The sequence below is a fragment of the Agromyces chromiiresistens genome (genome assembly GCF_029167465.1).
GTDB classification, from domain to species: Bacteria; Actinomycetota; Actinomycetes; order Actinomycetales; family Microbacteriaceae; genus Agromyces; species Agromyces chromiiresistens.
The window spans coordinates 1,321,643-1,345,830 of the sequence record NZ_JARFNL010000004.1; the positions used below are offsets into that span (position 1 = coordinate 1,321,643).

A 24,188-nucleotide genomic window follows, 5' to 3' on the forward strand; every position below is an offset into this window, starting at 1 on the left:
GAATGGATGTCTCTTGCGGCAGTCGACAATCGCGCGATCAGCCCGCGCGGTTCCACAGCGAGGTCCAGTCGACGCCGAGTTCGCGGACGAGGTCGCGCAGGGTCGACAACGAGAGGCCCACGACCGTCGACGGATCGCCCTCGACCCGTCGGATGAACGGCCCGCCGAGCGAGTCGACCGTGAACGCGCCCGCGACGAGGAGCGGCTCACCCGACGCGATGTACGCGTCGATCTCGGCCTCGTCGAGGGCCGCGAACCGCACGGTCGCGACATCGGGGCGCCCGACCGCGCCGTTCACCCGGCCGTCGCGGTGGTCGATGAGCCAGTGCCCCGACCAGAGGTCGCCGTGCCCGCCGTTCTGGGCGAGCCAGCGCGCCTTCGCGACCTCGGGCGTGTGCGGCTTGCCGTGGATCGCGCCGCTCGTGAGGAACGCCGAGTCCCCGCCGAGGATGAGTCCGTCGATCGGCTCGCCGCCGGGCTCGGCGCCCACGAGGGCCTCGGCCTTCGCGCGGGCGAGAAGCTGCACCATGTCGCGCGCGGCGAGCGGCCCGTGGTCGGCCTCGTGCGCCGCGACGGCGGCCTCCTCGTCGACGCCGGGCGGCACCGCGATCGGCTCGATGCCCGCCGCACGCAGGGTCTGCAGGCGGGCGGGCGACGTCGAGGCGAGGTAGAGGCGCATCCTCCCATCCTGCCCGCGGTCAGGCTGCTGTGGAATGCTCGACGCATGGTGAATCCCGATCGTCGACGCACCGACCGCTCGCGCCGCCGCCCGGCGGGAACCGGCACGACTGCGCCCCGCACGCCCCGCCCGGCCCCCGCCGAGCCCCGGCTCGACGGGCCGGTGCTCGAGCTCGACGTCGAGCGCATCGCCCACGGCGGTGTCGCCGTCGCACGGCATGAGGGTCGGGTCGTGTTCGTCGCCGACGCCATCCCGGGCGAGCGCGTCCGCGCCCGTGTGAGCGACAGCGGCAAGGCGAGCTTCTGGCGCGCCGACACGCTCGAGGTGCTCGACGCCTCGGCCGACCGCCGCGAGCACCCGTGGTCCGAGGCGGGCGTCGACCGCGCCCCCGAGCGCCGCGCGGGCGGCGCCGAATTCGGCCACATCGCCATGGCGCGCCAGCGTGCGCTGAAGGCCGAGGTGCTCGTCGACGCCCTCGCGCGGTTCGGCGGGATCGAACGGGCCGTCGAGGTCGAGGCGGTCGACCCCGCACTCGCGCCGGGAGCCGATGCCGAGCTCGGCACGGGCTGGCGCACTCGACTGCGACTGCAGGTCGACGCCGAGGGCCGAGTCGGCCCGTACGCCGCTCGGAGCCACCGGGTGGTGCCCGTCGCGTCCGTCCCGCTCGCCGTGCCCGAACTGGCCCCTCTCGCGCCCCTCGACGAGCGTTTCGCCGGGGCGCATGCCGTCGACCTCGTCGCTCCCTCGGTCGGAAACCCGTGGGTCGTCGTCGACACCGGCGAGACGACGCGGGGCGGACGCCGCCAGCGCGTCGAGGAGCAGGTCGGGGATCGTGTCTTCGGGCTCGACCGGGGCGGCTTCTGGCAGGTGCACCGCGCCGCCGCCGCCACCCTGACCGCGGCAGTGCAGCAGCTCGTCGACGCCGACCTGTTCGACCCCCGCGCCGCGAACCACGACCTCTACGGCGGCGTTGGCCTGCTCGCGGCCGCCGTCGGAGACCGCTTCGGCGAGACGGTGCGGATCACGAGCGTCGAGTCCGACGCCCGCGCGACCGAGCACGCCGGCGCCAACCTCGCGGACTGGGTCGGCGCCCGGGCGGTGACGGGGCGCGTCGACCGCTACCTCGACGAGCTCGCCGCGAGCGCGGGGCGCACCGAGCGCGACCGCCTGCGCGCCGCCACGGTGGTGCTCGATCCGCCGCGGTCGGGCGCGGGGCGGCAGGTCGTCGACCGGCTCGCCGAGCTCCGTCCGCGCCAGCTCGTCTACATCGCCTGCGACCCGGTCGCGCTCGCCCGCGACATCGGGCTCCTGCGCGAGCACGGCTACGGGCTCGACGAGCTTCGCGCGTTCGACCTCTTCCCCAACACCCATCACGTCGAGGCGGTGGCCCGGCTGACGGTGCACGAGTAGCTCGGGGCCGCACGCCGCGACGCGGCCGGCGGGCCGCTCGAGCGCTATCGTGTACTCGAGCCCGCAACCGACGAGAAGGGGGACCTCGTGGCAGACGGCGCGCATCCGGCGACCGTGGCGATCGTCGACGACCACGAGGCCGTGCGGCTCGGCCTCCGGGCCGCCTGCGAGTCCGCCGGGTACGTCGTGGTGGCCGACACGGCCGACGTCGCGAGCCTGATCCCCGTCATCGACGGGCGTCCGTGCGACGTCGTGGTGCTCGACCTCTCGCTCGGCGACGGCACGACCGTGACCGAGAACGTGCGGGCCGTCCTCCGCACCGGCAGCGCCGTGCTCGTGCACAGCATCGCCGACCGCGTCGCGGCCGTGCGCGAGTCCCTCGCCGCCGGTGCCGCGGGCGTCATCCCGAAGGCCTCTCCGATGTCCGCGGTCATCGCCGCGATCGCGACGGTCGCCGGCGGCGGCGTGCTGAACAACGTCGAGTGGGCGAGCGCGATCGAGGCCGATCGCGACTTCGCGAAGGCGCAGCTCGGCCGGCGCGAACGCGACGTGCTGCACCTCTACGCCTCGGGGCTGCCCCTCAAGGCGGTCGCGATCCAGCTCGGCATCGCGCACTCCACCGCCCGTGAATACCTCGACCGCATCCGTGCGAAGTACGTCGAGGTCGGGCGGCCCGCCCCCACGAAGGTCGACCTGCTGCGTCGGGCGGTCGAAGACGGCATCCTGCCAGGGCTCGACTCCGACGGCGGAGATGCCCGCGCCTGAATGGCGGGTGCCCCGCCTCGCGCGGCGCCGTGCCACCGTGACCCGGGCCCAGGTCGAGACGATCGTCTCCCGGGCGCTCGGGCTGTTCGGCCTCGTGTTCGGCGCGCAGACGGTGCCGCTCGCGCTCGCGCAGGCCGATGCGCTCGGGCGGGGCTCAGGGGCCGCGCTCATGGCGGGGCTCTACGGGGCGATCGCCGCGCTCGCCGTGGCGACCGTCATGAAGTCGGCCGTGCGGGTCGCGTGCCTCGTCTTCGCCGGGCTCTACGCGGTCGCGCTCATCGTCTGGCCGTTGCTCGTCACCGACACCGAGGCGCTCGACGGATCGACCCCATGGCTCTACTACCTCTGCACCGTCGCGACGACCGCCGCCGTCGTCGCCCTGCCGCCGGTCTGGGCGGCCGCGTACACGTTCGTCGTGCCGGCGATCTACGGGGTGATCCGCGCCACGCCGTCCGGCGGCGGGGCGCCACCGCTGCTCGCCGTGCTCGACGCGGTCTACGCGATGGTGCTCGGCGTCGTGGTGCTCGCGATCATCACGATGCTCCGCGAGGCCGCCGAGTCGGTCGACAACGCGCAGGAGGCGGCGCTCGAGCGATACGACCTCGCCGCCAGGCAGCACGCCACCGAGACGGAGCGGATCAAGGTCGACGCCCTCGTGCACGACAGCGTGCTCACGACGCTGCTGTCGGCCGCCGCGGCGACCACGCCGGGCGAGCAGCAGCTCGCCGCGAGGATGGCGCGCGACGCGCTGCACCGGCTCGACGAGGCGGGTGCGACCGGACCACGGGCGCTCGACCGGGTCGGGCTCGCCGTGCTCGTGCGTCGCCTGCGCGCCGCCCTCACGACGTTCTCGACGCCGTTCACGGTGCGCGTCGTCAACGCGGCGGGCGTCGAGTTGCCGGTCGAGGCGATCGATGCGCTCTACACCGCCTCGGTGCAGGCGATGGTCAACAGCCTGCAGCACGCCGGTGAGCCGGGCCGCCGGGTCCGTCGCGACATCCGCATCCGAGGAGTTCGGGCGGGCGGCTGCGTCATCGAGATCTCCGACAACGGCGTCGGGTTCGACATCGCGGCGGTGCCGCCGGTGCGGCTGGGCCTCCGGGTCTCGATCGAGGAGCGGATGTCGAACGTCGGCGGCAGCGCAGACATCGACTCACGGCCCGGCCACGGCACGAACGTGACGCTGGCATGGCCGGCGGGGGCCGGGCACGCGCCGCGGACGGAGACGGGCCGGCTGGGCGGGCCGGCCGAGGACGGCGAGGGGGCCGACACGTGATCACGATCCCGCGCTGGCTCCTGCTCGTGCTCGGCGCGCTCTTCTCGGCCTACCACGTCGTCCTCGGCATCTACTCGATCGGCGTGCCTGCGTCGCCGTGGCCCGCGGCCGCCGCGCTCGTGCTCTACGCGGCGGCGACGACCATGAGCCTCTGGCCGACACGTCGCATCCGCATGCCCGACTGGCTGGCCGCCTTCGACCTCGCCGTGAGCATCGTCGTGCCGGTGCTCGTCACCGGCCAGCTCGATCCGTCCGCCGACAACGGCTACGCGACCTGGTACGTCGCTGCGGTCGGCACCCTCATGACCATCGCCGCGGCGCGTCGCCGGCTCGTCACGGCCTGGCTCGGCGTCGGCGCGCTCGCCGTGCAGACCGTCATCTGGGCGGGACCGTTGGCACTGGGCTCGCTCGGCGTGATCGGCAGCATCGTGTGGGTGGCGATCGCCCACATGCTCACGAGCGCGCTCACGAGCGCGGGCCGCGAGACCCGCCGGTACGCGCAGGCCGAGCGCGAGGCCGCCGCCTGGCAGGCGGCGCAGGACGCGCACCTGTTCGAGGGCCGCATGCGGCTGGCGCACACGAACCGCGTCGCCGCCCCGATGCTGCGCCGCATCTCCGACCTCGACGGCCGGCTCGACGAGGCCCAGCGTGCCGAGTGCCGCCTGCTCGAGGCGACGGTGCGAGACGAGATCAGGGGTCGGATGCTGCTCACCGACGCCGTTCGCGTCGAGGTGCACCGGGCGCGCCAGCGAGGCATCGACGTGACGCTCCTCGACGAGGGCGGCATCGACGACCTCGACGAGTCCGCCCGCGACCGCGTGCTCTCGCAGCTGGCGGAGGCGATCGCCGGCTCGCAGGCCGATCGGATCATCGCGCGGACCGCGGCGGAGGGCTCGCCCACCGCCGTGACGGTCGTCGGCCTGGTCGAGAGCGGTGAGTCCGAAGCCGGCATGGGGGACACCGACGACCTCGACGTCGAGCTCTGGCTCGAGATCCCGCGGGAATGAAGGAGGGGGACCGATCCTCGATCGGTCCCCCTCAAGCCCGAGCCACGGCGACAACCCGAATATCGCCCTGGCTCGCCCCCAACAGGTCATCGGTTACCCGACCGATGACTGTGGCGGCTCCAGTGGAGCCTGCAGAATCAATACTTCCCGATCCGCAAGCCCGATACCAGTCAGCATTTCGGGGGACACCCCGGTCCCCCCTGCGAGGTACACGAGACGACGGCATCGTGCGCCCCGGCGCGAGACGGGTTCGGGCCGCCCTCGCGTATCGGGGGACACGCGCGCTCAGCGTGCCGAGCGCACCCATCGGCCGGGGCCGACCTCGACCGGGCTGCGGAAGGCGCGGCTCGATCGCACCCAGGGGTGGCGACCGGGTTCGGCCTCGGCGGCCGAAGCGTCGCCGGCGGCCTCGGCGTCGACGGCCGAGAGCAGCACCGCGGTCACGGCTGCCGCCTCCTCGTCGCTCACGGGCGTGAGGATGCGGAGGTCGGCCGCCCGAGGGTCGGCCTGGCGGTCTGCGACGGCTCCGGCCGAGGCATCCGAATCGTGATCGTTCATGGCCGGCCCCCTACAGCGGGATGTTCCCGTGCTTCTTCGACGGGAGGCTCGCGCGCTTCGTGCGCAGGGCGCGCAGCGCCTTCACGACGGCGACGCGGGTGGCAGCGGGCTCGATGACGCCGTCGAGCTCACCGCGCTCGGCGGCGAGGAACGGCGAGGCCACGTTGTACGTGTACTCGTTCGCGAGCTTCGTGCGCACCGCCGCCACGTCTTCGCCGGCCTCCTCGGCGCGCTTGATCTCACCGCGATAGAGGATGTTGACAGCCCCCTGGCCGCCCATCACCGCGATCTCGGCCGTCGGCCACGCGAGGTTGATGTCGGCGCCGAGCTGCTTCGAGCCCATGACGATGTAGGCGCCGCCGTAGGCCTTGCGGGTGATGACGGTCACGAGCGGCACGGTCGCCTCGGCGTAGGCGTAGAGCAGCTTCGCACCGCGGCGGATGACCCCGGTCCACTCCTGGTCGGTGCCCGGCAGGTAGCCGGGCACGTCGACGAGGGTGAGGATCGGGATCGAGAACGCGTCGCAGAACCTGACGAAGCGCGACGCCTTCTCGCCCGCGGCGATGTTGAGCGTGCCGGCCATCTGCGAGGGCTGGTTCGCGATGATGCCGACGGTGCGGCCCTCGACGCGGGCGAAGCCGACGACGATGTTCGGCGCGTAGAGCGGCTGCACCTCGAGGAAGTCGCCGTGGTCGACGACGCCTTCGATGACCGCGTGCATGTCGTACGGCTGGTTGGGCGAGTCGGGGATGATCGTGTTCAGCCGCTTGTCGTCGTCGGTGATCTCGAGCTCGACCTCGGAGTCGTAGACGGGCGCGTCGGTCATGTTGTTGTCGGGCAGGAACGAGACGAGCGTGCGCGCGTAGTCGAGCGCGTCGGACTCGTCGCTCGCGAGGTAGTGCGCGACGCCCGAGACCGTGTTGTGCGTGAGCGCGCCGCCCAGCTCCTCCATGCCGACGTCCTCGCCGGTCACCGTCTTGATGACGTCGGGGCCCGTGACGAACATCTGGCTCGTCTTGTCGACCATGATCACGAAGTCGGTGAGCGCGGGGGAGTAGACCGCGCCGCCCGCGGCGGGGCCGCAGATGATCGAGATCTGGGGGATGACGCCGGACGCCTGCGTGTTGCGGCGGAAGATCTCGCCGTACTTGCCGAGTGCGACCACGCCCTCTTGGATGCGCGCGCCGCCCGAGTCGAGGATGCCGATGATCGGCACGCCCACCTTGATGGCGTGCTCCATGATCTTGATGATCTTCTCGCCGGCCACCTCGCCGAGCGAGCCGCCGAAGATCGTGAAGTCCTGCGAGTACACCGCGACCTGGCGCCCGTGGATGGTTCCGGTGCCGATGACGACCGAGTCGCCGTAGGGCCGCTTCGCGTCCATGCCGAAGGCGTGGGTGCGGTGGCGCACGAACTCGTCGAACTCGACGAACGAGCCCGGGTCGAGGAGCTCGGCGATGCGCTCGCGCGCGGTCATCTTGCCCTTGGCGTGCTGCTTCTCGATCGCCGCCTCGCCCGACGCGGTCACCGCTTCGTGGTAGCGCAGCTTGAGGTCGGCCAGCTTGCCGGCGGTCGTGGAGAGGTCGGGGCCGTCAGTCGCTTCGGTCACGTCGTTCACTCTACCGGCGAGCATCCGGGCGACTTCGTTGAGGTTTTCCACAACCTCGCCCCCTGACCTTGTCGAAGGGAACGAGGTCGCCGCGTGGCTAGGGTGTGTGTCATGGGATGGGAGCGATCGCGCGCGGCGGTGCCGCGCTTCGAATTCCTCGACGAGGCGGGGTCGACGAACGACGAGCTGCGCGCGGCGGCCACGGGCGAGGATGCCGCGGCCTGGCCGCACGGCTCGGTCATCGTCACCGACAACCAGACGAGGGGCCGCGGCCGTCTCGGCCGCACGTGGCTCGCCCCCACGGGCAAGACGCTCGCGATCTCGCTCCTGCTCAGGCCGGAGCTGCCCGGCGGCCGCGTGTTCCCGCCCGACGCGTTCGGATGGATCCCGCTCATGGCGGGGGCGGCGATGACCGAGGCCGTGCGCGCGGCGGTCGACGCCGCCGAATCCGTCGTCGCCGCGAGCGACCCCGAGTACGACGCCGACGACCGCTCGGGGGGCGTGTCGGTCGAGTTGAAGTGGCCGAACGACGTGCTCGTCTCGGACTACAAGATCTGCGGCATCCTGTCGGAACTCGTGCAGGGCGTCGCCGACGAGCCGCCCGCCGTCGTCGTCGGCGCCGGGCTCAACCTGACCCTCGACGAGCACGACCTGCCGACGCTCACGTCGACCTCGCTCCTCCTGGCGACGGGCGTGCGCCCCGACGGCGACGCCGTGCTCGCCGACTACCTCGGGCGGTTCCTCGCGATGTTCGACGACTTCTGCCTTGCCGGCGCCGACGCGGCCGTCGCCGGCATCGACCGCAGGGTGACGGCGCTGTGCGGCACGATCGGCGCCGAGGTGCGGGTCGAGCTGCCCGGCGATCGCGAGCTGCTCGGCCTGGCCGAACGGCTCGACGCCGACGGCCGGCTCGTCGTGATCGACCGCGAGAACGGTGAGCCGTGGTCTGTCGCCGCGGGCGACGTGACCCACCTGCGCTATTAATGGGCGTATGACGAGAGCCGACGCGCCGGTGACGGCCGCGCCGACCGTCCCGCCCGAGCGGGTCGTGGCACGGCTGCGTCGCCACGCGCGCGTGCTGATCCTCCCGGTGCTGCTGCTCATCGCGGTCTCGGCGGCCTCGGGCTATGCGGTCGGCCTCGTCGACGAGTCGTGGCAGCTGCTCGCGATCGGCGCCGGCGCGCTCCTCGTCATCGTGCTCGGCTGCCTGCTGCCGTACCTCGCCTGGCTCACCGGCCGGACCACGATCACGACCCGGCGCATCATCATGCGACGCGGGGTCTTCGTGCGGGTGCGCAACGAGATCGCGCACGCCCGTGTGCGGGAGGTCACCGTGCGGAAGACCCCTGGCCAGAGCATGTTCGGCTCAGGCGACGTGCGCATCGACGTCGGACACGAGGAGCCCGTCGTGCTGCGCGACCTGCCGAAGCCGCAGCTCGTGCAGTCGGCGCTCCACGAGCTCATGGAGGACGCCCACCGGACTCCGTTCGGCGGCGCCCAGGTCATGCCCGGCGTACTCGACGGCGACACCGTGGCGTGGGGCGGCCGCTGAGCGCGGCATCGACTCAGATGCACCCCGTATCCTCCTACGGTGGTGAAATCGTTCCGAACCGACATCCAGGGTCTCCGCGCGATCGCGGTTGCCCTCGTGGTGCTGTATCACTGCGGCGTCCCCTGGCTGAGCGGCGGATACGTCGGGGTGGACGTGTTCTTCGTGATCTCCGGCTTCCTCATCACCGGGCACCTCATCGACGGGCTCGATCGCACCGGGCGGGTCGATTTCGGTGCCTTCTACGCCCGGCGCGTCCGCCGGATCCTTCCCGCCTCGTTCGCGGTGCTCGTCGCGAGCCTGGTGATCGCATGGATCGTGTACCCGCCGCTCGCCCGCGGCGAGCTCCTCATCGGCGCGGCCGCGACGGCGCTCTACGTACCCAACGTGCTCTTCGCCGTGCAGAGCACGGACTACCTCGCCGAGAGTGCGCCGTCGGTGTTCCAGCACTACTGGTCGCTCGGGGTCGAGGAGCAGTTCTACCTGCTCTGGCCGCTCGTGCTCCTCGCCGGGTTCCGGCTCGTCCGCCGCACCACCGCTCGGCTGTTCGTGGTGATCGCGGTGCTGACGGTCGTCTCGTTGATCGCCTGCATCGTGCTGACGCCGAGGGCCGAGTCGCTCTCCTTCTTCCTGCTGCCCACCCGCGCATGGGAACTCGGCGTCGGCGGCCTCGTCGCCGCACTGCTCCACCGGTGGAACGGCGTCGGGCCTCGAGGTGGTGCAGTGCTCGCCTGGGGCGGGCTCGCCGCCGTCGGCTTCGCCGCGCTCGCCTTCGACGCCACGACGCTGTTCCCCGGTGCTGCGGCCCTCGTGCCGGTGATCGGTACCGCCGCCGCCATCCTGGGTGGCGCCTCTGCCATGCGATGGAGCCCGGCATGGCTGTTGAACCGTGCACCGATGCAGTTTCTCGGCAAGATCTCCTATTCGGTGTACCTCGTTCATTGGCCGCTGCTCGTGATCCCCGCGCAGGCGCTCGGTGTCGAGTTGCCGCCGTGGGCGCTCGCCGCGGCGGCCGTGCTCAGTGTCGTCCTCGGCGCCCTCAGCCATCGATTCATCGAGGAGCCGTTCCGCACGAGCAGGCGGTTCGCAGGAGTTCGACCGGCGAGGGTCCTCGGCGGCGCGGCGCTCGCCTCCGCGATCGTGCTCGCGGTCACGGGGGGCGCTGCGCTCGCGTCGCGCCCGGTCGGTACGAACGGGATCACGGCTGCACCGCCCACGCTCTCCGCGCATGCGGTCGTCGGCACGCCGGTCGTGCCGGACAACCTCGTGCCCTCGCTGGAGGACGCTGCTGACGACAACCCGGTGATCTACGCCTCCGGGTGTCACCTCTCGGCGGAGGACACCGACCCCGCAGGGTGCGTCGTCGGGAGCGATCGCGATGCGCCACGCGTCGTGCTGTTCGGCGACTCGCATGCCGCGCAATGGTACCCCGCGCTCGCGGCGCTCGCCGACGAGGGGCGCATCGTGCTCGAGTCGCATACGAAGAGCTCGTGCCCGTCCGCGGACATCGTGGCCGCCGTCGACGCACCATATCCCGAGTGCGGAGCGTGGCGTTCCGACGTCATCGAACGGCTCGACGAGCGCCCGCCCGCACTTGTGGTCATGTCGAACTACGGCTCGTACTACACGGCCGATTCGGCTCGGCCGGCGCGCGACTGGATGGCGGCCTACGACCGAACGCTCGAGCGGCTTCCCGAGGCGTCCCGCACCATCGTGCTCGCGGACACCCCGCGATTCAGCGGGACGCCGGCCGTGTGTCTCTCCGCTCACCTCGCGGACGCCGACGCCTGCGGCCGAGCATCTTCTGAAGCGTTGGTGCCGTCGTTGCGTGCGGCCGAAGCCGACCTCGCCGGCACGACGTGGGTCGATCTGACCGATCTCGTGTGCAGTGACTCCTTCTGCCCGGTCGTCCTCGGCGATACCCTGGTGTATCGCGACGAGCACCACATGACCGCCACGTTCGGCGCATTGCTGGCACCCGAGCTCGGTCGCGTCATCGACACCGAGCTCGCGCGCTGACCCGTGGTGCTCACCACCGATTCGGCGAGTAATGTGGTCGGTCGGTTCTCGCGCGCCCCCGAGCGCGAGACGCTCGATGAGCGCGAGGCGCTCGATGAAGGGTTCCAATTGGCCGACGAATGCATCCACGGTTTCGACGAAGGGCTCTGCGCCACCTGCTTCCCCCCCAAGCAGCCAGAGCCGACGGCGACGACCACGTCGCCCGTGCGCGGGTCGACGCGTGAGAACGCGCGCACGGCGACGCACTCGACCCGGACGGCGACGGCCGAGGCGTCACGACCGTCGAGCCGTCCCACGTCGTCGGGCCGCCCGCTCACCGCGCCGCCGCTCGAGGTCGGCACGATGCGCATCTACCACGTGACCCACCTCGACAACCTCGCGAAGATCCTCGGTTCGGGCGCGATCGTGCCCGATTCCGGCGGAGCGAACCCTGCCGTCGACATCGCCGCCCCCGCGGTCCGCGAGTACCGTCGTGCCGCCGAGGTGCCCGGCACGGACGCCGTGCTCGCCGACTACGTGCCGTTCCTGCTCACACCCGACGCCCACGTGTGGGACGCGGTGCGCACCGGGACGCCCGATCCCCGGCTTCGCCCGGACGCCGTCGAGCGGCCCGCTGCCGACCACGTGCTGCTCGTCGGTTCTGTCGCCGCCGCCCGCGGGGCGCTGACCGCGTCGGGAACGATCGCCGCCAGTGCGACCGACGCGTCGCTCCCCGGCGCGCAGGTCGTGGTGGAGTGGGCCGACGTCGAGCGACTGCTCCGCCGGCTCGCGCACGACGACGAGACGGCCCGCCTCGCGACGGCCGAGCTCCTCGTCCGCGGCGACGTGCCCCTCGAGCGGATCGCACTCATCGCCGTCGCCAACGAGAAAGTGCGCGACCGGGTGCGGTCGGCGCTCGCCGCCGTCGGCGTGCGCGCCCGAGTGGCGGTCTACCCGCCCTGGTTCCTGCCCGCCGGCGACGACGTGGTCTGATCGGTCTCGGGGGCGCGGTCGTGCGACGGCCCGCTCTCGTCCGGCCGGTGCCCCGAGACCCCTTCGGCCGGCTCCGGCGACCCCGGCTCCTCGAAGATGGCACGCTGCGCCTCTTCGACGCGATCGACCTGCGAAAGCCCGTCGGAGCGGTGGTGCCCGTAGACCCAGTACCGGTACAGCACGAAGCGGAACGCGGTGCCGAGCCCGAGGCCGATGACGTTCGACGAGACATTGTCGGCCACGAGGTTCGTGAGCCCGAGGGCGTGGTGACTGATCCAGAGGCACGCGAGCGAGATCGCCATGCCGCCGAGCGACACGACCACGTACTCGGCGAACTCGCGGAGGTAGTTGCGCCGCCGGTGCTTTCGGAACGTCCAGTACCGGTTGCCGAGCCAGTTGAAGACGATCGCGACGCTCGTCGAGATCGTCTTCGCGCCGATCGCCGACTGCGCCCAGCCGTCGGCGCCGAACATGCCGAGGCGCAGCGCGTTGAAGAGCGCCACGTCGATCACGAGCCCGATGAGGCCCACGACGCCGAACTTCAGCGCGTAGGCGAGCAGGCCGTGCCAGGCGCGTGCGGCGAGCCCGGCGGGGCGATCGGGCGCGACGGTGGACACCGCCACATCATATTCCCCGACCCGTAGACTGAACTGGGCGTCGGCCGGGCGCCACTGCGATGAGAACAGGGGTGCACGGAGTGCGGGTCGGTGTGATCGGCGGCGGACAGCTGGCCCGAATGATGATTCCCGCGGCGATCGAGCTCGGCGTCGAACTCCGGGTGCTCGCCGAGCAGGAGGGCATGTCGGCCGAGCTCGCCGCCGACCGGGTCGGCGACTACACCGACACGGCCACCGTGCTCGAGTTCGCGAGCGAGGTCGACGTGATCACGTTCGACCACGAGCATGTGCCGCAGGACGTGCTCCGCGCGATGGTCGACGCCGGTGTCCCGGTGCGCCCCGGCCCCGACGCGCTGCGCTTCGCGCAGGACAAGCTGCTCATGCGCGAGCGGCTCTCCGAGCTGGGCCTCCCGGTGCCCGACTGGGCGCGCATCGAGACGGCCGACGAGCTCGACGCGTTCATCGCCGACCACGGCGGCGCCGCCGTCGTGAAGACGCCGCGGGGCGGCTACGACGGCAAGGGCGTCAAGGTCGTGCGCAGTGCCGGCGAGGTCGCCGAGTGGTTCTCCACCATCGTCGAGGACGGCCGGCAGGGTGCGCTCCTCGTCGAGGAGCTCGTCGACTTCCGCCGCGAGCTCGCACAGCTCGTCGCGAGGCGGCCGAGCGGTGAGATCGCGGCCTGGCCCGTGGTCGAGACCGTCCAGGTCGGCGGGGTCTGCAGCGAGGTGATCGCCCCCGCGCCGCGCTCGGCCGGGCGGCTCGCGGAGGTCGCGGCCGACGTGGCCGTCACGATCGCCGAGGGACTCGGCGTCACGGGCGTGCTCGCCGTCGAGCTCTTCGAGACGACCGACGACCGCATCCTCGTGAACGAGCTCGCGATGCGCCCGCACAACAGCGGGCACTGGTCGATGGACGGGGCGACGACCGGACAGTTCGAGCAGCACCTGCGCGCGGTGCTCGACCTGCCGCTCGGTGCCACCGGCACCCGCGACGAGTGGTCGGTCATGGTCAACGTGCTCGGAGGTCCCGCCGAGGGCTCGCTCACCGACCGCTACGCCGAGGCGCTCGCAGGGCACCCGACGGTGAAGGTGCACAACTACGGCAAGGCGCCGCGCCCCGGCCGCAAGATCGGCCACGTCACCGCGACGGGCGACGACCTCGACGCCGTCGTCTACGAGGCGCGGGCGGCGGCGGCGTTCTTCCAGGACTGACGTCGACCCGCGGTGGGGCGTTGCGGGGTTCTCCCAGCGCCCGGCCGTACACTCGATCAAGTGACTGAGACGAACACCAGCCCGCTCGTCGGCGTCGTGATGGGGTCGGACTCCGACTGGAGCGTCATGCGCGACGCCTCCGCCGTGCTCGACGAGTTCGGCATCGCCCACGAGGTCGAGGTCGTCTCGGCGCACCGCACGCCCGAGAAGATGATCGACTACGGCAAGCAGGCGGCCGCGCGCGGCCTCAAGGTCATCATCGCCGGCGCAGGCGGCGCGGCTCACCTGCCGGGCATGCTCGCCTCGGTCACGACGCTGCCGGTCATCGGGGTGCCCGTGCCGCTGGCGAAGCTCGACGGCCTCGACTCGCTGCTGTCGATCGTGCAGATGCCAGGAGGCATCCCCGTCGCGACCATGGCGATCGGCGGGGCCAAGAACGCCGGCCTCTACGCCGTGCGCGTGCTCGGCGCGTCCGACCCCGCCCTGCGAGCGGCCCTCGACACCTACGCCCGGGACCTCGCGGCGCTCGTCGAGCAGAAGAACGAACGGCTGAAGCAGACGCGATGAGCGTGGCAGCAAGCCCCATCCGGTACCCGGATGTCGCGTCGCGCACCGTGATGACCCGCCGCGGCTGGTGGCTCGTCGTCCTCAACTTCCTCATCCCGGGCGCGCCGCAGGTGCTCGCGGGCAATCGTCGACTCGGCCGCTTCGGACTCGGCGCCACCCTCGTGCTCTGGGCGCTCGCGATCCTCGCGCTCGTCGCCTGGTTCTTCTGGCGCTCGGCGCTGTTCACGCTGTTCACGACGACGTGGAGCCTGTGGCTCGTCGCGCTCGCGCTCCTCTTCTACGGCGTGCTCTGGGTGGTGTTGACCCTCGACACGCTCCGGCTCGTGCGCATCGTGAAGACGGCGCCCTCCGCTCGCGGCTGGATCGCGGGGCTGACGACGCTCGTCATGGTCTTCCTCTCGGGCGGCGCGGCCTACGGCGCGTACCTCTCGATCACCGCGAGCGGACTGATCTCGTCGATGTTCGTCGCCGGCCCCACCGAGCCGCCCGACGAGAACGGCCGCTACAACATCCTGCTGCTCGGCGGCGACTCCGGACCCGACCGCGAGGGCATGCGCCCCGACAGCATGTCGGTCGTGTCGATCGACGCCGAGACCGGCGCGGCCGTCACGATCGGCCTGCCGCGCGACCTCGAGTACTTCCCGTTCCCCGAGGGGTCGCCGCTCGCCGACGTCTATCCCGAGGGCTACGGCGCGATCGACGGCTGCGAGGTCGACGTCTGCCAGCTCAACTCGGTCTACACCGAGGTGGAGCTCAAGAGCCCCGAGATGTATCCGAACGCCGTGGCCGAGGGGTCGGAGCCGGGCATCGAGGGCATGCGCGACGCGGCCGAGGGCATCACGGGGCTCGACATCCAGTACTACGCGCTCATCGACATGCAGGGCTTCGAGGCGCTCATCAACGCGCTCGGCGGTGTCGACATCGACGTCGAGACGCGCATCCCGATCGGCGGCGACGAGGACAACAACGGGGTCGACGGCTGGATCGAGCCGGGTCAGCAGCACCTCGACGGCTATCACGCGCTCTGGTACGGCCGGGCGCGCTACGGGGTGGCCGGCGGCGACTACGAGCGGATGGCGCGCCAGCGCGTGCTGCAGGAGGCGATCCTGCGCCAGTTCACGCCGACGAACGTGCTCGCGAAGTTCCAGGAGGTCGCGTCGGCCGGTGCCGACACGGTGAAGACCGACGTGCCGCAGTCGATGCTCGGGTACTTCGTGAACCTCGGCATGAAGACCAAGGAGCTGCCGATGGGTCACGTCGAGCTCACGCCCGAGAACGACATCGACCCGACCGACCCCGACTACGAGTACATCAGGCAGCTCGTGCACGACGCGGTCGTGCCGCCGGCGACCGAGGAGCCGGCCGAGTAGGGCGGGCCTCCGCCCGGCCGCCGGCATCTCGGATGCCTCGGCGCGCGCCGCTCAGATCTCGGCGTGCAGCGCCCAGACGCGCTCGGCGGAGTCGCGCCAGCTGAACGCGTGCGCGCGGTCGGTGCCGGCGACCGAGAGCCGTTCGGCGAGGTCCGCGTCGCCGACGACGTCGGCGATCGCGCCGGCGAGCCGCTCGGCGTATCCGGCACCCCCGTCGCCGATCTCGACCGCACGGCCGGCGTCGGCTGAGATCTCGACGTACGCGGGCGTGTCGGAGTGGACGACGGGCACGCCGAGGTGGAACGCCTCGATGAGGGACGTGCCCGCTCCCTCATCGTGGCTCGGCGCGACGTACGCGGTCGCCCCGGAGAGCACGGTCGCCAGGTCGGCCGGATCGGCGAGCTCGAGCGCCCGTACCCGCCCGGGCGCGACGCCGGCCTCTTCGGCGACCGCCGCGAGGTGCAGCTCGCCCCAGTTCTCGGGACCGAGCACCACGAGCGGCACGTCGGGGGCGCCCTGACGGCCGAGCGCCGCGAGCAGGTCGACGACCCCGCTGCGGGGGTCGAGCGACCCGCTCGTCACGAGGTAGTCGCGGGGCAGTGCGAACCGGGCGGCCCGGTCCGCCGCGTCGCGAGGCATCTTCAGGCCGAGCCGCGGTGCCGTGCCGATGACCCGGACGCGGTCGCCGAAATCGGCGACCATCGCGAGCCGCTCGGCGAGCGCATGAGTGGGCACGACGACCGCGTCGGCGTGCTTGCGGGCCCGCTTGAGCATGCCCTTGTGCCACGAGACCGTGGTCGCGGTGAGCGACTCGGGGTGGGTCCACGCGAGGAGGTCGTGCACCGTCACGACCGTCTGGTCTCCGCTCGAGCGGTCGTGTCGCCGCAGCGGTGCGAAGAGACCGGGCGCGTGCACCATGCCGCCGCCGGGCGACGTGGTCAGGCCGAACTGCCATGCGGCCGCGAGCTCGCGGCGCGCGAGGCTCGTCTTGTAGAGCCCGGACAGGCCGGGGAACCGGGCGAGCAGCCGGTCGTAGTCGGCGGGGAGCGATGACGAGACGATGCCTTCGACCTCGCAGCCGGAGGGTGCCGAGGCGATGAGCGACTCGGTCAGCGCCTCGGTGTACCGGCCGAGCGCGCCGGGAACCGGCGCGACCACTTGGTCGACGATCATCCGAAGCGTCGTGGGCATGCCCCTCCTTCAAGTGTCACAGACGACCCTCCAATCTATCGCGCCGCTACCCGAGAATCCGGCGAGAGCCCCGTGCTGTGGAAAGTCCGACGTCGGGGACAGGGCAAGATAGTGGGGAGCAATCCCGAGATCAGCGAGAGTCGATGAGTCCGTCACCTGTGCCACCGCGCGTCGTCGCCGTCGTCGTCGCCTACAACCGCGCAGCCCTCCTGACCGAGGTGCTCGCCGCGCTCGCGACGCAGCACGCCGCGCTCGCGAAGGTCGTCGTGGTCGACAACGCCTCGACCGACGACTCGGCCGACGTGGCTCGTGCCGCAGGCGAGCTCGTCGACCTCGTCTCGCTGCCGCGCAACACGGGCGGGGCCGGGGGATTCGCCGCGGGCATGGCCGTCGCCCTCGCCGACCACGAACCCGACTGGCTCTGGCTCATGGACGACGACACCGTGCCGACCGCGTCGTCGCTCGCCGAGCTGCTCGCCGCCGTCGACGGCACCGACCTCGTCGTCGCGGGCTCCCGCGTCGTCTGGCACGACGGTACCGAGCACCCGATGAACACACCGCGGGAGAAGCCGTTCGTGGCTCGCGACGAGCGCATCGCCGCGGCTCGCCGCGGAGGCATCCCGATTCGCAGCACCTCGTTCGTCTCGATGCTCGTGCGAGCCGACGTCGTGCGCGAGGTCGGCCTGCCGATCGCCGACTACTTCATCTGGAACGACGACTTCGAGTACTCGACCCGGGCGTTGCGCGGCCGGCGGGGCGTGCACGTGCCCGCATCCGTGGTCGTGCACAAGACGAAGGTGCTCGGCGCGACCGACGCCGATCCCGGGCCCCGCTTCTACTACGAGGTGCGCAACAAGCTCTGGATGTTCCGCCGCTCCGCGAGCCTGTCGAGGGGTGAGAAGCTCCTCTACGGCGCCTCGAGCGTGCGCCGCTGGGTTCGCACGGTCGTACGGTCGAGCGACCGCACGACCCTGCGCGACGGCTGGCGGCGCGGCTATCGCGACGGCACGCGCACTCGGCCGCGGCCGAACGCGATGGCGCTCGACGGGCTCGGCCGCGCGAGCGACGCGGTGCGCCTGGTGGAACCGACGTGAGCACGCCCTTCTCGCTGCTCATGCCCGTGTACCGCGGCGACGACGCCGCGCACTTCGCGAAGGCCTTCACCTCGAGCGTCGGCGACCAGACCGCCCGACCGGCGCAGGTCGTGCTCGTGCAGGACGGCCCCGTCGGCGACGACCTCGCGGCCGCGATCCACCGCGTCGTCGGCGAGAGCCCGGTGCCCGTGATGCACCACGCCATCGACGAGAACGTCGGGCTCGCTCGAGCCCTCGAGACGGGTCTCGGCCTCTGCGAGCACGAGATCGTCGCCCGCATGGACGCCGACGACATCTCGCTGCCCGAGCGGTTCGCACGGCAGCTGCCCGTGATCGAGGGCGGCGTCGACCTCGTCGGCACCGGCATGTTCGAGTTCCTCGACGACGGCGGGGCGATCGTCGCCCGACGCACCCCTCGCACGGGCCACGACGAGATCTCGCGCTACGCACGCTTCCACGACCCGTTCAGCCACCCCACCGTCATGTACCGGCGCACCGCGGTCGAACGCGCGGGCGGCTACCAGCCGCTGGGGCTCATGGAGGACTACTGGCTGTTCGCGAGGATGATCCACGCCGGGGCCTCGGTCGAGAACCTGGCGGAGCCCCTCGTGATGTACCGCGTGGGCGCGGGCGCGTACGCGCGCCGCGGTGGACGCGCGCAGTGGCGCAGCGAGCTCGAGCTGCAGCGGGCGCTGCGTCGGATCCGATTCACCAGCCGCTGGGAGTACCTGCGCAACGTGACCGTGCGCGGGGTGTACCGGTTCGTGCCCGAGCGAGTGCGCAAGGTCGCCTACCGGCGGCTGATCGCGGGCGGCGGCACGGCGGACTGAGCCGGGCCGTCGAGCGGCGGGTCCTCGATGCGGCGACCTCCCGACGCGCGCGGGAACACTGCATCTCCACTTCATGCGCCCGGATGGATACCATGGGCGAGACCGGTGTTCGGGGGCGGGACGGTTCGGAAGATGCGTACAGGGTTGAAGCGGCGGATGCTCGCGGTCGTCACGGCACTGGTCCTGGTGGTCGGCTTGGCCACGGCCGACGGCGTCACCCACGAGGATCCCGCGACGGCCGCCGTCGGCTCCGCGTTCAACCCGGGCATGATCATCAGCGACGCAGTGTTCTACGACAGCGGGACGATGACGGCGACGCAGATCCAGTCCTTCCTCAACGCGAAGGTGCCGACCTGCCGGTCGGGGTACGTGTGCCTGAAGAGCTATCGGCAGACGACGACGTCCCAGCCGGCACGCAGCGAGGGATGCGCCGCCTATACCGGTCAGTCGAACGAGCTCGCCTCGCAGATCATCTACAAGGTCGCACGCGCGTGCGGCATCAATCCCCGATCGCTCCTCGTGCTGCTCGAGAAGGAGCAGGCGCTCATCACCGACACCTGGCCCACCTCGCGCCAGTACCGCTCGGCGACGGGATACGGGTGCCCCGACACCGCGGACTGCGATGCCAACTACTACGGGTTCTTCAATCAGCTGTACAACGCCGCATGGCAGTTCAAGAAGTACCGCGCGCGCCCGGCGGATCGGGCCTATCAGGCCGGGCGGTACAACACGATCGCGTGGCACCCGAACTCCGCGTGCGGCTCGTCCCGTGTCTACATCCAGAATCAGGCGACTGCGGGCCTCTACCTGTACACGCCCTATCGCCCGAACGCTGCTGCGCTCGCCAACCTCTACGGCACCGGCGACAGCTGCTCGAGCTACGGGAACCGCAACTTCTGGCGCATGTTCACCGACTGGTTCGGTTCGACATCTGCTCCCGCTCAGGTCGACGTCGCGATGGACGCGATTCCGTTGGCGTATGCACGAGACCGAGTCGGCGATCTCTGGCTGTACCCGGGTACCGGCACGGGGGCCTGGAAGAGCAGCGTACGGATCGGCGTCGGATGGGGTTCGCTCAAGCAGGTGGCCGGCGCAGGCGACCTCGACGGCGACGGCCATCGCGACATCATGGCGATCGACTCGGCAGGGTCGCTCTGGAACTACCCGACGAACGGCCGTGGCCGGTTCGGTACGAAGTCGAAGATCGGTGACGGCTTCGCAGGCGTCACCGCGCTCGTCGCGGCGGGTGACTTCAATTCCGACGGCGCGGTGGACTTCTTCACCCGCGCCTCGAACGGCGATCTGCGCCTTCATGCCGGGAACGGGCTCGGACAGTTCGCCCCGGCGAAGCGGGTCGGCGTCGGCTGGTCGGGCCTCACGGCGATCATCGGCGGTGTCGACTTCGACGGGGACGGGCTGACGGACGTCCTCGGCCGGTTCAGCAACGGCGACCTCCGTCTGTATCCGGGGAACGGGCGGAGCGGCTGGAAGAGCTCACGACTGATCGGAGTGGGGTGGTCGTCCTTCACCGGACTGTTCACACCGGGAGATTTCGACGGCGACAAGGTCGCGGACGTGCTCGCTCGCGACGCAGCCGGTGGGCTGTGGCTCTATCCGGGCAACGGTGCAGGCGGATGGAAGACGAAGCGGAAGGTCGGCAGCGGCTGGTCCGAGCTCACCGTGCTCTCCGGGCCGGGCAGCGTGGCGAAGGGCGCCTTCACCCCGGTGGGAGGAATGGGAGACCTGTCCGGCGACGGCCCGGCGGACCTGATGGTGCGGACCGGAGACGGCGCGGGCTGGATCTATCCCGGGAACGCCGCGGGCGGATTCCTCACCCGTACGAAGTTCTCGTCGGCGTGGAACTGGCCGACCGCGGTCGTCGCCGCCGGCGACCTCGACCGGAATGGCCGTCGCGATGTGCTGGTGCGTGAGTCGAGCGGCGTCCTCTGGCGCTACCCGTCGAACGGAGCGGGAGGCTTCTCGACACGCGTGAGCCTCGGCGCCGGCTGGGCCGGGTACACCGCGCTCGCCGGCGGGGTTGATCTCAACGGCGACCGCAAGCTCGACCTGCTCGCGCGAACGGCATCCGGTGACCTCGTGCTGCACAAGGGCGACGGCACGGGGGCGTTTCCGACGCGTGCGACGGTCGGGCCGGGCTGGCAGGCGATGCGGTGGATCTTGACTCCGGGCGACCTCAACCGCGACGGACGCGCGGACGTCATCGCGGTGAATGCCGACGGCGACCTGCTGCTCTATCGCGGCAACGGAGTCGGCGGCTTCGCCGCGGCGGTGCAGGTCGGGCACGGGTGGTCGGGGATGACCTGGGTGATGACACCAGGTGACTTCGACGGCGACAGGATCCCCGACCTCATCGCGCGGACGAGCACGGGCAACGTCATGCTCTACCCCGGCAACGGAAGCAGCGGTTGGAAGCCGGCGAAGCAGATCGCGACCGGCTGGCAGCGGGCCACCTTCATCGGTTGAGCCCCCGGGAAGGCGGAGCAGCCGACGGTAGACTGTCGGCCGTGTCAGTTCTCATCACCGGCGGCGCCGGGTACATCGGCGCGCACGTCGTTCGGCTGCTGAGCGAACGTGGCGACGCCGTCGTGGTGGTCGACGACCTCTCGAGCGGTGACCCGGCGCGCTTGTCAGGCGCCCGTCTCGAGAAGCGTGACCTGACCACCGGAGATGCCCGTAGCGCGCTCGCGCAGGTGATGCGCGAGCATCAGGTGACGCGGGTCGTCCACTTGGCGGCGCGGAAGCAGGCGGCCGAGTCGGTCGAGGTGCCCGAGGAGTACTTCCGCGACAACATCGGCGGACTCGCGGCGGTCATCGGCGCATGCGCCGATGCGGGGGTTCGCCGACTCGTCTTCTCGTCGTCGGCGGCCGTCTACGGCATGCCGGCGACGGCGACGGTCGACGAGCGCACGCCGACCCTGCCGATCAATCCGTACGGAGAGTCCAAGCTCGTCGGAGAATGGCTCGTGCGCGACGCAGTGCGAGCACACGGCATCGACGCGGTCAGCTTGCGGTACTTCAACGTGGCCGGCGCAGGCTGGCCCGACCTCGGTGATCCGCATTCGCTCAACCTTGTCACGATCGCGATCGATCGCATCCGACGGGGGCTGCCTCCCATCGTGTACGGCGGCGATTTCGACACCCACGATGGCACCGGCGTGCGTGACTACATCCACGTTCTCGATCTGGCCGGAGCGCATCTCGCCGCACTCGACGCACTCGATTCGGCCCCCGATTCCCCACGTGCCCGGGTCTTCAACGTCGGCACCGGGTCGGGGGCGAGCGTCCTCGAGGTGCTCGATCGACTCCGCTCGGTTTCGGGCATCCCGTTCGAACCGGTCGTCGAGCCCCGCAGGCCCGGCGATCCCGATGCGGTGGTCGCCGATGCGAGTCGCATCGCCGAGGAACTCGGCTGGCGCGCGACGCGATCACTCGACGAGATGATCACCAGTGCCTGGACGGCGGATCGCACGGCGCAACTCGCATGAGCTGGCTGGAATTCGTGCCATCGCTTGCGGTGGCGGTCGCGGTGCTGTTCGGCCCGGGACTCGCACTCGGCCTCTCGATCGGCGCCCGACGGCTGACGCTGTGGGCGATCGCGCCCGCGATCACGGTCGCGTTCCTCTCTCTTCTCGCGATCGTGTACGGCGGCATCGGCATCAGTTGGTCGTTGCTGCCGGTGGCGGCGGCCGTCATCGTCATCGCGGTGCCGATCGCGATCGTCCGGCAGCTCCTGCGCGGACGCATCGGGCGCCCCGACCGACCTGAATCGGTGCTCAGCGGGTGGACAGTGGCCGGGCTCGGGCTGGCAGCCGTCGTCATCGGCGCCCAGCTCGTGGTCGGCCTGCAGGCGCCCGACCGGATCTCGCAGACGTTCGATGCCTACTTCCATCTCAACGGCATCCGCTACATCCTCGACACCGGTAGCGCGTCGTCGTTCGACATCCAAGGCCTCGTGCTTCCCGAAGGGCAGCGACCGTTCTATCCGGCGGGGTGGCATGCGGTCGCCTCGCTCGTCGCGTCGAGCGGCATCGCGAGCATCCCCGTCGCCGTGAACGCCGTGAGCGTCGTCATCGCGGCCCTCGTCTGGCCGGCGGGATGTCTCCTGCTCATGCGTTCCCTCATGCCGAGGAGCCGTACGGCGGCGCTCGCCACCGGTGTGCTGGCTGCGGCGTTCCCGGCGTTCCCGATCATGATGCTCACGTTCGGTGTGCTGTACCCCTACTTCCTCGCCCTCGCGATGCTGCCGGCCGCGCTCGGGCTCGGCTTCGCGATCGGACAGGCGCGCAGCCTCCACGGCAGCGGCACCCTCTTCCGCTGCGTCCTCCTCGTGCTCGCCCTCCTCGGCATCGCCTTCGCCCAGCCGGCCGGGGCGTTCGCCTGGGCCGCCTTCGTCCTGCCGCTCGTCCTGTGGCGTGCCGTACCCGCCATCACACGCCTCGGGGGCGTGCGCCGTATCGTGTGGTGGGCGGTGCTCGGCCTCGGACTCGTCGCCTTCGCCGGCCTATGGATCTGGTTCGGCCGCATCGGCGCGAACACGCCCTGGATCGCCTACACCAACCTGCTCGGCGCGCTCGGCGAAGCGCTCTTCCACGGATTCAAGGCGTCGTTCCCCTCGATCGTCCCGTGCGTGCTCGCGCTCATCGGGGTCGTCGACCTCATCCGCCGCCGTGAGAAGCTGTGGTTCGTCGCCACGTGGGCGGTGAGCATCGTGCTGTTCGTCGTCGCGGCCGGCGGCCCGTCGTGGAAGCTGCGCGCGTGGGTCGACGGGATCTTCTACCGCGATCCGCCGCGCCTCAGCGCCCTGCTCGTGATCACCGCCGTGCCGATGGCGGTGTTCGGCGTCGTCGCGCTGTGGCGATTCGTGCAGCGCCGTGCCGGAAGCCGGCTCGCGCCGGGGTCGGCGACCGCACGGGCACTCGCCGCGGCATCCCTGGCGGTGCTTCTCATCGCGACGCAGGCGAATCCCGCGATGTGGACGCAACTCGGGCTCACGATACGCGCGTACACCGACGCGGCGGACGCGCCGATCCTCTCAGGAAGCGAGCGGAAGCTCATCGAGCGCATGCCCGAGCACATCCCCGCCGACGCGCTCGTCGCCGGCAACCCGTGGACGGGGACGCCGTTCGCCTACGCGCTCACCGGCATCCGTATGATGAGCCCGCACTTCAATTCCTACCTCTACCCCGAAGCGAAGATCATCAACGAGCGGCTCAATGAGGCGCTCGAGGATCCGGCGGTGTGCGATGCCGTGCGCTCGGCCGGTGTGACCTACGTGCTGGACTTCGGCGGGTACTTCAAGGACGCCGGCGAGACGGGGCTGGAGATCGACGGCACGACGCCCTACCTCGGCCTGCGCGACCTCGCCGAGGCGGGCGTCGGCGAGGAGGTCGACCGGGAGGGTGACGCGGTCCTCTACCGGATCACGGCGTGCGACTGACCCCGG

Annotated in this window: 21 protein-coding genes; 16 read left to right on the forward strand and 5 right to left on the reverse strand. The window is 71.4% G+C overall.

Annotated features, from left to right (window positions below; translation table 11 throughout):
• Positions 1-37: 37 nt before the first annotated feature.
• On the reverse strand, positions 38-679 hold the full coding sequence (locus PX701_RS13335; protein ID WP_231431619.1) for a Maf family protein: 642 nt from the start codon (positions 677-679) through the stop codon (positions 38-40).
• A gap of 45 nt (positions 680-724) precedes the next feature.
• Here PX701_RS13335 and PX701_RS13340 point away from each other — a divergent pair, with 45 nt between their 5' ends.
• From PX701_RS13340 to PX701_RS13355, 4 genes are all read left to right on the forward strand, one after another.
• The gene (locus tag PX701_RS13340; protein WP_275506560.1) at positions 725-2,089 is read left to right on the forward strand and encodes a class I SAM-dependent RNA methyltransferase; all 1,365 of its coding nucleotides are present in this window, start codon (positions 725-727) and stop codon (positions 2,087-2,089) included.
• An 87-nt stretch (positions 2,090-2,176) separates the two neighbouring features.
• Complete coding sequence (locus PX701_RS13345) at positions 2,177-2,854, forward strand: response regulator transcription factor (protein ID WP_231431617.1); 678 nt, start codon at positions 2,177-2,179, stop codon at positions 2,852-2,854.
• Positions 2,841-4,130, forward strand: a complete 1,290-nt coding sequence (locus tag PX701_RS13350) for a sensor histidine kinase (RefSeq protein ID WP_231431616.1) — start codon at positions 2,841-2,843, stop codon at positions 4,128-4,130. Before PX701_RS13345 ends, PX701_RS13350 begins: the two co-directional genes overlap by 14 nt.
• Entirely contained in the window at positions 4,127-5,137 is a 1,011-nt protein-coding gene (locus tag PX701_RS13355) for a hypothetical protein (RefSeq protein WP_231431615.1), read from the forward strand. The genes PX701_RS13350 and PX701_RS13355 overlap by 4 nt, the downstream gene beginning before the upstream one ends.
• A gap of 285 nt (positions 5,138-5,422) precedes the next feature.
• Here PX701_RS13355 and PX701_RS13360 read toward each other — a convergent pair whose 3' ends face one another.
• Positions 5,423-5,695 carry an acyl-CoA carboxylase epsilon subunit gene (locus PX701_RS13360; protein ID WP_231431614.1) on the reverse strand — a complete coding sequence of 91 codons (273 nt, stop codon included), beginning with the start codon at positions 5,693-5,695 and terminating at the stop codon, positions 5,423-5,425.
• A 10-nt stretch (positions 5,696-5,705) separates the two neighbouring features.
• A complete protein-coding gene (locus tag PX701_RS13365) occupies positions 5,706-7,328 on the reverse strand; it encodes an acyl-CoA carboxylase subunit beta (protein ID WP_231431613.1) in 1,623 nt (540 codons plus the stop codon).
• Positions 7,329-7,415: 87 nt separating this feature from the next.
• Here PX701_RS13365 and PX701_RS13370 point away from each other — a divergent pair, with 87 nt between their 5' ends.
• From PX701_RS13370 to PX701_RS13385, 4 genes are read left to right on the forward strand one after another with little or no spacing between them, the layout of a single operon-like run.
• The gene (locus PX701_RS13370; protein WP_275506561.1) at positions 7,416-8,288 is read left to right on the forward strand and encodes a biotin--[acetyl-CoA-carboxylase] ligase; all 873 of its coding nucleotides are present in this window, start codon (positions 7,416-7,418) and stop codon (positions 8,286-8,288) included.
• A gap of 7 nt (positions 8,289-8,295) precedes the next feature.
• The gene (locus tag PX701_RS13375) at positions 8,296-8,856 is read left to right on the forward strand and encodes a PH domain-containing protein (RefSeq protein WP_231431611.1); all 561 of its coding nucleotides are present in this window, start codon (positions 8,296-8,298) and stop codon (positions 8,854-8,856) included.
• A gap of 39 nt (positions 8,857-8,895) precedes the next feature.
• Positions 8,896-10,872, forward strand: coding sequence for an acyltransferase family protein (locus tag PX701_RS13380; RefSeq protein ID WP_275506562.1), 1,977 nt, complete (start codon positions 8,896-8,898; stop codon positions 10,870-10,872).
• A 6-nt stretch (positions 10,873-10,878) separates the two neighbouring features.
• On the forward strand, positions 10,879-11,844 hold the full coding sequence (locus PX701_RS13385) for a DarT ssDNA thymidine ADP-ribosyltransferase family protein (RefSeq protein ID WP_275506563.1): 966 nt from the start codon (positions 10,879-10,881) through the stop codon (positions 11,842-11,844).
• Here PX701_RS13385 and PX701_RS13390 read toward each other — a convergent pair.
• Positions 11,802-12,461, reverse strand: coding sequence for a GtrA family protein (locus tag PX701_RS13390; RefSeq protein WP_275506564.1), 660 nt, complete (start codon positions 12,459-12,461; stop codon positions 11,802-11,804). The genes PX701_RS13385 and PX701_RS13390 overlap by 43 nt on opposite strands.
• A 59-nt stretch (positions 12,462-12,520) precedes the next feature.
• On the opposite strand from PX701_RS13390, the gene PX701_RS13395 reads away from it, so the two are divergent.
• The 3 genes from PX701_RS13395 to PX701_RS13405 all read left to right on the forward strand — a co-directional run bounded on the left by PX701_RS13395 (position 12,521) and on the right by PX701_RS13405 (position 15,609).
• Positions 12,521-13,672 carry a 5-(carboxyamino)imidazole ribonucleotide synthase gene (locus PX701_RS13395; RefSeq protein WP_255679981.1) on the forward strand — a complete coding sequence of 384 codons (1,152 nt, stop codon included), beginning with the start codon at positions 12,521-12,523 and terminating at the stop codon, positions 13,670-13,672.
• Positions 13,673-13,771: 99 nt separating this feature from the next.
• Complete coding sequence (purE, locus tag PX701_RS13400) at positions 13,772-14,239, forward strand: 5-(carboxyamino)imidazole ribonucleotide mutase (RefSeq protein WP_255680535.1); 468 nt, start codon at positions 13,772-13,774, stop codon at positions 14,237-14,239.
• Positions 14,236-15,609 (forward strand): LCP family protein, encoded by a 1,374-nt coding sequence (locus PX701_RS13405; RefSeq protein WP_231431606.1) that lies wholly within the window; start codon positions 14,236-14,238, stop codon positions 15,607-15,609. The genes purE and PX701_RS13405 overlap by 4 nt, the downstream gene beginning before the upstream one ends.
• A 51-nt stretch (positions 15,610-15,660) precedes the next feature.
• On the opposite strand, the gene PX701_RS13410 is transcribed toward PX701_RS13405, so the two are convergent.
• Positions 15,661-16,800 (reverse strand): glycosyltransferase, encoded by a 1,140-nt coding sequence (locus tag PX701_RS13410; protein ID WP_275506565.1) that lies wholly within the window; start codon positions 16,798-16,800, stop codon positions 15,661-15,663.
• A 143-nt stretch (positions 16,801-16,943) separates the two neighbouring features.
• Here PX701_RS13410 and PX701_RS13415 point away from each other — a divergent pair, with 143 nt between their 5' ends.
• From PX701_RS13415 to PX701_RS13435, 5 genes are all read left to right on the forward strand, one after another.
• Complete coding sequence (locus tag PX701_RS13415) at positions 16,944-17,894, forward strand: glycosyltransferase (protein ID WP_231431604.1); 951 nt, start codon at positions 16,944-16,946, stop codon at positions 17,892-17,894.
• Positions 17,891-18,724 (forward strand): glycosyltransferase, encoded by an 834-nt coding sequence (locus tag PX701_RS13420; protein WP_338029121.1) that lies wholly within the window; start codon positions 17,891-17,893, stop codon positions 18,722-18,724. Before PX701_RS13415 ends, PX701_RS13420 begins: the two co-directional genes overlap by 4 nt.
• 132 nt (positions 18,725-18,856) lie before the next feature.
• Positions 18,857-21,208 carry an FG-GAP repeat domain-containing protein gene (locus tag PX701_RS13425; RefSeq protein ID WP_275506566.1) on the forward strand — a complete coding sequence of 784 codons (2,352 nt, stop codon included), beginning with the start codon at positions 18,857-18,859 and terminating at the stop codon, positions 21,206-21,208.
• A 41-nt stretch (positions 21,209-21,249) separates the two neighbouring features.
• On the forward strand, positions 21,250-22,230 hold the full coding sequence (gene galE, locus PX701_RS13430) for a UDP-glucose 4-epimerase GalE (protein ID WP_275506567.1): 981 nt from the start codon (positions 21,250-21,252) through the stop codon (positions 22,228-22,230).
• Complete coding sequence (locus PX701_RS13435; protein WP_275506568.1) at positions 22,227-24,182, forward strand: DUF6541 family protein; 1,956 nt, start codon at positions 22,227-22,229, stop codon at positions 24,180-24,182. The genes galE and PX701_RS13435 overlap by 4 nt, the downstream gene beginning before the upstream one ends.
• Positions 24,183-24,188: the final 6 nt, after the last annotated feature.